Genomic DNA, 6,399 nt, shown 5'->3' with positions numbered 1-6,399 from the left:
TCATATTGTCTGGTAGTTATGGCGAGAAGGTCACACCCGTTCCCATCCCGAACACGGTAGTTAAGCTTCTCTGCGCCAATGGTAGTTGGGGGCTTCCCCCTGCGAGAGTAGGTCGCTGCCGGGCAATATTAAAAGTCCTAATTATTTAGGGCTTTTTTTTGTTATAAAAAGATAAATAAATTGCTAAAAGGTACAGGTATCTAGTATAATTAAAGTCAAAAATAGTCAAAGTCAGTGATTTGGAAAATATGGAAAGGAGATTCCTTATAATGAAAAATATTTCTGATATTATAGAAGCTTATTTAAAGCAAGTGCTGGAGTCTAGTGAAGCAGTTGAAATTAAGAGAAGTGAAATTGCGGATAAGTTTGAATGTGTGCCTTCTCAAATCAACTATGTAATCAATACTAGATTTACAATGGAACGCGGGTATATTGTTGAAAGTAAACGCGGTGGCGGCGGATATATTCGGATCATCAAAGTGAAAATGAATGATAAGCTTCAATTATTAGAAGCTATTATATCTATGGTTCATGATAAAAAGGTATCTCAATCTTTTTCTGAAGATGTAATTTTGAGGTTACTTGAAGAAGATGTTATAACGAAGAAAGAAGCAAGACTGATGGTTGCTGCACTTGATCGTGAGGTTTTAATTTTACCTCTGCCAGATAGAGATATTTTGCGTAGTAGGATACTCGAATCAATGTTAGTTGCTTTGAAATATGATTAAGGTGTGATGGCTATGATTTGTCAAAAGTGTGGGGAAAACAAGGCGATAATTGCGCTTCAACAGTTAAATGAAGCTGGGAAAGTGGAGTCGTTATACTTGTGCGAGAATTGTGCTACTAAGGAGGCGCTTGCTTCTGAAAAAGACCTTGTTAAAGCAATGGATACTTTTAGTGAAGTAGCTCTGGATTTTTTGACGTTATTACAAAAAGAAGAATCTGCTCAGAAAAAAGTGGTTTGTGAAAATTGCAATCTAAGCTTTGAGGAGTTTTTACAAACTAATCGGGTTGGTTGTGCGCAGTGTTATTCGGCTTTTGAGGAGCAATTAGTTCCGATTATTGGTCGAGTGCAAAATGGTTATAAAAAGCATGTTGGAAAAGTACCTGTGGAAATTGAACGTGCGGAAGATGTGCAGAATGAGATAAACCGTCTTCAAGATAAGTTGGCTGACTTAGTGAAAAATGAAGAATTTGAGGAAGCTGCAGTTATTCGTGATGAAATAAGGGCTTTGAAAGCTGGGGGTGAGGATAAATGAATGTATTTGAACCTCGGCTCAGTTCTTGGTTAGAAAATGCTGGTGATGACGATGATGTTGTCCTGAGCTCACGTATTAGACTTGCTAGAAATTTAAAAGATGAGCAGTTTCCTATTTATGACCAAAAGGAAGAGGTTGTTGATAATATCGCGGAGGTATTTGATGATAATTTCACTTTAATCAAAATGAATCAGATTTCTAAGTTGCAAAAGGCTCTTTTAGTTGAAAAGCATTTAATTAGTCCTTATATGATGAATAAAAGTGAATATGGTGCAGTTCTCTTAAATGAAGAAGAAAATGTGAGTATTATGTTAAATGAAGAAGATCATTTGCGGATACAATGCATGACACCGGGATTAAGGTTGTTTGATGCTTTAGAGGCAGCATTGCAAATTGATGGATATGTGGAAGAAAAATTAACTTATGCTTTTGATAAACAGTTTGGCTATTTAACGAGTTGTGTGACGAACATTGGAACTGGGATGAGAGCTTCTGTAATGGTACATTTGCCAGGGCTTGTTACTACGAAAAGAATTAAAAGTGTGATTGAAGCGATTAGGAGCCTCGGTTTTGTGGTAAGAGGTATATACGGGGAAGGTAGCATGCCCGCTAGTAGTATTTTTCAAGTTTCTAATCAAGTGACTTTAGGCAAAACTGAGACGGAAATCGTGGAAGATTTAACGCAAGTCATGGAACAAATCATTATGCAAGAACGTGTGGCTAGGACTACTTTGAAGCAAAAGTTTCACATTGCACTTGAAGATAGGGTTTTTAGATCATATGGTTTATTAATGAATTGTCGAATTATATCTATGCAAGAAGCTTCGGATGCTATTTCTGATATTAGACTTGGTGTGGAATTAGGGTTTTTCGAGCATATTTCTCGCCAAAAAATGAATGAATTGGTACTATTCTCGCAACCAGCTTTTTTGAGAAAAGAAGCAGGACGAGATATGGATGAATTAGAAGAGAAAGTAATACGGGCCAAAGTGATTCGCGAGATTTTGGGCGATAAATAATTAGGCTTATGATAAGGAGGAAACAACAATGATGTTTGGACGGTTTACGCAAAGAGCTCAGAAAGTACTCGCGTTGTCACAAGAAGAGGCGATGCGTTTGAATCATAGTAATTTAGGAACGGAACATATACTTCTAGGCCTTGTAAGAGAAGGTGAAGGAATTGCGGCGAAAGCACTCTATGAACTTGGGATTAGTTCTGAAAAAGTGCAGCAAGAGGTGGAAGGCTTAATTGGTCATGGGGAAAAAGCTGTGACAACGATTCAATATACTCCTCGCGCGAAAAAAGTAATTGAACTTTCGATGGATGAGGCTCGGAAACTAGGGCATACTTACGTTGGAACAGAACATATCTTACTTGGGCTTATCCGTGAAGGAGAAGGCGTTGCAGCTCGCGTTTTAAGTAATCTAGGTATTAGTTTAAATAAAGCGCGTCAACAAGTTTTACAGCTTCTTGGTGGCGGAGATGCTACAGGTGCTGGTCGACAAACAAATACGCAGGCGACACCAACTTTAGATAGTTTGGCACGTGATTTAACGGTTATTGCTCGGGAAGAGAATTTGGACCCAGTGATTGGTCGTTCTAAGGAAATTCAACGTGTGATTGAGGTGCTTAGTCGTCGGACAAAAAATAACCCAGTTCTTATTGGTGAACCTGGTGTTGGTAAAACAGCCATTGCAGAAGGTCTAGCACAGCAAATTGTCCGCAATGAAGTACCTGAAACCTTGCGCGGAAAACGTGTTATGACGCTTGATATGGGAACTGTTGTAGCAGGTACAAAATATCGTGGTGAATTTGAAGACCGTTTGAAAAAAGTAATGGATGAAATTCGTCAAGCTGGTAATGTTATTCTATTTATTGACGAACTGCATACGTTAATTGGCGCTGGTGGGGCGGAAGGTGCGATTGATGCATCCAATATTTTGAAGCCACCTCTAGCTCGTGGTGAATTGCAATGTATTGGTGCAACAACCTTAGATGAATATCGCAAATACATTGAAAAAGATGCAGCGCTTGAAAGACGTTTCCAACCGATTAAAGTTGATGAACCGACTGTAGAAGAGTCTATCCAAATTTTACATGGGTTGCGTGATCGTTATGAAGCGCATCACCGAGTTGCGATTACGGATGAAGCTCTTGAGGCTGCTGTTCGTTTATCTGATCGCTATATTTCAGACCGTTTCTTACCTGATAAAGCGATTGATGTTATTGATGAATCTGGCTCAAAAGTTCGTTTAAAATCTTTTACAACTCCAAAAAATGTAAAAGAAATGGAAAACAATTTATCCGAATTGAAAAAAGAAAAAGATGCCGCTGTACAAGGGCAAGAGTTTGAAAAAGCAGCAGCATTACGTGATAAAGAACAGAAACTCAAGAAATCATTAGAAGAAACAAAAGCAAACTGGCAAGAGAAGCAAGGTCTTGATCATAGCGAAGTAACAGAAGATATTGTTGCTGAAGTAGTTGCTAGTTGGACTGGAATTCCGGTTGCTAAACTGGCTGAAACGGAAACAAACAAACTTCTTAATATGGAAAAACTTTTACATGAGCGAGTTATTGGCCAAGATGCAGCGGTAAAAGCCGTATCACTCGCTGTTCGCCGAGCTCGTGCAGGGCTTAAAGATCCGAAACGTCCGATTGGCTCCTTCATTTTCCTTGGTCCTACTGGGGTTGGTAAAACGGAACTTGCACGTGCACTTGCTGAGTCCATGTTTGGTGATGAGGATTCAATGATTCGGATTGATATGTCCGAGTACATGGAGAAATTCTCAACTGCTCGTTTAGTTGGGGCTCCTCCAGGTTATGTTGGCTATGAAGAAGGCGGCCAGCTGACAGAAAAAGTTCGTCAAAAACCTTATTCTGTAGTGCTTCTTGATGAAATTGAAAAAGCGCATCCTGATGTATTTAATATGTTGTTACAAGTACTTGATGATGGTCGTTTAACTGATTCTAAAGGTCGCGTGGTTGATTTTAGAAATACAGTTATTATTATGACTTCTAATATCGGTGCTCAAGAAATGAAACAAGATAAATCAATGGGCTTTAATGTGATTGATCCACTTAAAGATCATAAAGCAATGGAACATCGTGTTTTACAAGATTTAAAACAAGCTTTCCGCCCTGAATTTATTAACCGGATTGACGAAACAATTGTATTCCATTCTCTACAAAAAAAAGAATTGAAACAAATTGTTACGCTTCTTACTTCTCAATTAACTAAACGCCTAGCTGAACGTGATATTCATGTGAAATTAACAGAAGGCGCAAAAGCTAAAATTGCGAAAGATGGTTATGACCCAGAATACGGGGCGCGTCCTTTGAAACGAGCAATTCAAAAAGAAGTAGAAGATATGCTTTCTGAAGAATTACTTCGTGGCAATATCAAGGTAGGCGATAACGTTGAAATTGGCGTGAAAGACGGAAAATTAGAAGTTAGGAAAAAAGCAGCGACTAAAAAGAAAGCTGCTCCCAAAAAAGTAAAATCGAAATAAATGATGGACCTTCCTTAAATATTTAAGGAAGGTTTTTTTCTGAATAAGGGCTAAAAAGATAGAAAGAAGCTTGAAAATACGAATTTGGCTAAAAGGCTTAACGCGAACAGATGATCTGTGGTAAAATGAAGCATATGTATGGAGGGATGTAGAAATGGCTAAGGCAAAAAGGACGACCAAATTTGTGTGTCAGTCATGTGGGTATGAATCGGCAAAATGGATGGGTAAATGTCCGAATTGCAATGAGTGGAATCAGATGGTAGAGGCATTAGAGCCATCGAAAAAATCACGCTCAGCTTTTAATCATACAGGAGAACCATCAAAGGCGACTCCAATAACTCAAATTGCAAGTGAAGAAGAAGCTCGGGTAGAAACTAATATGCCTGAATTAAATAGAGTGCTTGGTGGCGGAGTTGTTCCGGGATCCATGGTGCTTGTTGGCGGCGATCCTGGTATTGGTAAATCCACGCTTTTACTACAAGTGTCGGCACAACTTACACTTACTAATAAGAAGGTATTATATATTTCCGGGGAAGAATCAATTAAGCAAACAAAACTTCGTGCGGAGCGGCTGCAAGTTTCCGGTGATAATTTGTATGTTTATGCAGAAACTAACCTAGAAGCGGTTCAAGAAACAATTGACTTTGTAAAACCAGATTTTGTTGTCATTGACTCTATTCAAACTGTTTATCACCCTGATGTCACGAGTGCTGCGGGAAGTGTATCACAGGTTCGAGAATGTACAGCTGCTTTAATGCGTATTGCTAAAATGCAAAATATTGCTATTTTCATCGTTGGTCATGTGACGAAAGAAGGCGCGATTGCTGGACCGCGTTTACTTGAACATATGGTAGATACAGTGCTTTATTTTGAAGGAGAACGTCATCATGCTTATCGAATTTTACGCGCAGTAAAAAACCGTTTTGGCTCGACAAATGAGATGGGGATATTTGAGATGCGTGATATTGGTCTTGTGGAAGTTGCCAATCCATCTGAGGTGTTCTTAGAGGAACGTCTAGAAGGAGCTTCGGGATCAACAGTTGTAGCTTCGATGGAAGGGACTCGTCCTGTGCTTGTAGAGATTCAAGCACTTGTATCGCCAACCATGTTTGGAAATGCAAAACGGATGGCAACTGGAATTGATTATAATAAAGTTTCTTTGATTATGGCTGTTTTAGAAAAAAGAGTAGGTTTAATGTTACAAAATCAAGATGCTTATTTGAAGGCAGCTGGTGGAGTTAAATTGGATGAACCAGCAGTTGATTTGGCGGTAGCAGTTAGTGTGGCTTCTAGTTATCGTGATAAACCGACAAGAAGTACGGATTGTTTTATTGGAGAACTTGGTCTAACTGGTGAGATTCGCCGTGTTGCAAGAATTGAACAACGCGTACAAGAAGCTGCTAAACTAGGCTTCAAACGAATTTTTATCCCTAAAAATAATGAAGGCACTTGGAAAATACCAAAAGACGTGCAAGTGGTTGGCGTAGAAACGATTGGAGAAGCTTTGAAGAAGGCTTTACCAGACTGAAAATAAATACTTCAGCGATTCCATGAGTACTATTTGCGGTATAGTCTTTTAATAGTGTAGAATAGTGCTATATGTATGTTTGGTAATAGCCCGATTATATGT

5 protein-coding genes and 1 rRNA gene are annotated in these 6,399 nt (G+C 38.9%); all 6 read left to right on the top strand.

The genetic code is table 11. The annotated features are described in order from the left end of the window. Positions 1 to 8: 8 nt before the first annotated feature. A 5S ribosomal RNA gene (rrf, locus tag AC4PG8_RS07100) occupies positions 9 to 124 on the top strand. 145 nt (positions 125 to 269) lie between these two features. Beyond that, complete coding sequence (locus AC4PG8_RS07095) at positions 270 to 728, top strand: CtsR family transcriptional regulator (RefSeq protein WP_003760062.1); 459 nt, start codon at positions 270 to 272, stop codon at positions 726 to 728. A gap of 12 nt (positions 729 to 740) precedes the next feature. Then, the gene (locus tag AC4PG8_RS07090) at positions 741 to 1,259 is read left to right on the top strand and encodes a UvrB/UvrC motif-containing protein (protein ID WP_160464354.1); all 519 of its coding nucleotides are present in this window, start codon (positions 741 to 743) and stop codon (positions 1,257 to 1,259) included. Then, positions 1,256 to 2,278, top strand: a complete 1,023-nt coding sequence (locus AC4PG8_RS07085; protein WP_010990301.1) for a protein arginine kinase — start codon at positions 1,256 to 1,258, stop codon at positions 2,276 to 2,278. The genes AC4PG8_RS07090 and AC4PG8_RS07085 overlap by 4 nt, the downstream gene beginning before the upstream one ends. A 28-nt stretch (positions 2,279 to 2,306) precedes the next feature. Beyond that, positions 2,307 to 4,769 carry an ATP-dependent Clp protease ATP-binding subunit gene (locus tag AC4PG8_RS07080; RefSeq protein WP_492170199.1) on the top strand — a complete coding sequence of 821 codons (2,463 nt, stop codon included), beginning with the start codon at positions 2,307 to 2,309 and terminating at the stop codon, positions 4,767 to 4,769. Positions 4,770 to 4,923: 154 nt separating this feature from the next. Then, a complete protein-coding gene (radA, locus tag AC4PG8_RS07075) occupies positions 4,924 to 6,297 on the top strand; it encodes a DNA repair protein RadA (protein WP_003765058.1) in 1,374 nt (457 codons plus the stop codon). Positions 6,298 to 6,399: the final 102 nt, after the last annotated feature.

Source organism: Listeria sp. MAN/IMW/UF555 (genome assembly GCF_058684075.1).
Note: the sequence above shows the minus strand (reverse complement) of the source record. Positions and strands in the feature narration are given on the sequence as shown.